The sequence below is a fragment of the Anaerobiospirillum sp. NML120449 genome, from assembly GCF_023051105.1.
Taxonomy (GTDB): Bacteria; Pseudomonadota; Gammaproteobacteria; order Enterobacterales; family Succinivibrionaceae; genus Anaerobiospirillum.
The window spans coordinates 1-2,244 of record NZ_JALKIL010000091.1 but is presented as its reverse complement, the minus strand read 5'-3'; the positions used below and the strand labels follow the sequence as shown (position 1 = coordinate 2,244).

Annotated in this window: 1 protein-coding gene; it reads left to right on the top strand. The window is 46.3% G+C overall.

Annotated features, from left to right (window positions below; all coding sequences use genetic code 11):
- Positions 1-229: 229 nt before the first annotated feature.
- Positions 230-1,912: a transposase gene (locus MXE41_RS12895; protein ID WP_246979079.1), complete on the top strand. Its 1,683-nt coding sequence runs from the start codon at positions 230-232 to the stop codon at positions 1,910-1,912.
- The last annotated feature ends 332 nt before the right edge of the window (positions 1,913-2,244 follow it).

Sequence of the window (2,244 nt, the reverse complement as noted above, 5' to 3'; positions counted from 1 at the left end):
CATATAGACAGACAATCTTGATGTTTTAAGTAAATTGAATAGAAATTGGTAAATATGTATAGGATAACTATGATGTCAATATAGTGTAGTTTTTTGGACTATTGGCATGGGGTCATTATGGTAGTCTAATGACTCAAGAAAAGGCGGGGCTTTACGTTATGATTAGTAGTTGCTGCAAAAATACATTTCAAAGAACTGCAGCAACACATAATCAAAAGAGCCCCATTATATGCCATCTACAAGCCCTTATGCCACCTGCCTGCCATTATCAACCGCTTCTGCCCCAAAGCTCACCTCTGAGCTCTGCACCGCATCAATTGACGATAATAAGTCAACCCTTATTGAAAACATTCGAAACATATACAGCAAGCTTCAGACATGGCCTGCTCTGATAAAGCTGTTTAATATCAACCACGTCAGAGAGGTTTTACTGGAGAAAGGCTTCGTGCCTAAAACCTACAGGACCTCGATATGGCATACGGCTGGTGCGTGGATGCTGGCGGCCATCTTATGCACCCTTGTACGAAACTGCTCAAAAGAGCAGCTGTATTTTTACTACAGGCTTCTGTGTGAGTTTGAGGGTGTTGTAGCAGTATCCAGCAGGACCATGATCCGGGCTATGGAGCAGGAGGAAGCAGTTTCAGCTGCGATAAGAAGCCTCTCTCTTGAGTTGTCTGCAGAGCTCAGCAAGGAAATTTACGACAAAGAGCTGAATACGCTGGGACGCCAGCTTCTCGAAGCTGTTCGCAAAATTGACCCTGCCATTACTCGTATTATTGCTGGCGATGGCAGCGAGCGCCCCCTCGCACGAGAAGAAAACGAGGGAGAGACCAGGGGCTCTGCCATGGCTGGCCGTAAAACCCATGCAATCATGGATTTAGCGCTTGGAGTTGTGGTTCATTACATGATCGGCAGCTCTCTTTCCAATGAAAGAGAAGCCCTTATTTCGATGATTGTCAATGATAAATTTGCACCTGGGACCCTGTATCTGCTCGACGCTGGCTATCTGTCAAGGGAACTTATTAACTGCATCATAAGACGCAATGCCTACTACATTATCAAGGCACGTAAGTCCATTAACGCTTCAGTTGTCCGGGCAGTTGAGTATGACAGCCACAGAGACATAAATGGCATTTACCAGATATCTGATGAAGGGCGGGAGGTTACATTTGATGGCCCTGTGAAGATCAAGGATCTTAGAGCAAAGGGACTGATATCTCCTCCTGTTACTGGTAAGGACGGTCGCCTGGTGGGCAAGTCATATGTCCTTACACGTGCTGACAGAACAAAGATCCTCATGGTCTTCAATCCCGAAAACAAGTCATACGACGAGATGGCAACTGAGTCAAGCTGGGTTTATTTTGAAACCAACTTGTCTGATGCATTCAATGTTCGCATCCTGTCAGTCCTATACAGACCAAGATGGCAGCTTGAAATCAAGTTCCTCTGCCTCAAGAGCCATGGCGGTATGGATTGTGGCAAGGATCTTAATCATCACTCAAGTGACTTGTTTGTAAGTGCCTCTATGATGGCTGACTGCCTTAAGATGTATATAGCACTGATCTCAAGCTATAGCTCAGAAGAGCTTGAAAGCCGCAAGGATGCTGTTCTCATGGGAAAACCTTCCAGGGTCAAGGTTGAGGTTTCAAGTGAGAAAGCCGCATCCAAACTTTCTCTGGATGCTCTTTTCTATATCCTCTGCAAGATGCCTGTAGGCAACCTTGTGTCACCTTCTGCACGCAGGCACGGTTCATATCGCTTTAGAAGCATAGCCGCTGCTGTGAATCCGGGCAGAGTATCATCACTTACGATGAAGCAGGGCAAGTCCTTTAGAAGCACTCTTGAAGCTGTAGAGAGCTACGCTAAGTCGCATGAAAGCGCCTGTACTGCAAAGGATAGCCTACAAGCATGACAAGATATCCCGGCCAGCTCCACTATAGGGGCAAGATTGAAAGCCAGATCAACGGCAGTTGAACAGTGGTCATTTGATAAGCACTGGCTGCCTGAACTGATGGGATACCTATGGTGTAACGCACCTCCATAGCCCCATCAAACGCGTTGGGGTTCGCACACCCCCGGCCATAACTGTACTGCTGCCTGTCGCACCATAACAGGGAGCAAACTGACCGTAGCTGAGGCTGCATTACAGGTTAATCCTGTAGACTTTTTGAACTCAAATTTTTTTTTAGTAGCTCAAAAGGTCCAAGGCCCCATGCCTAATACAAAACATTGTCAGACTATATG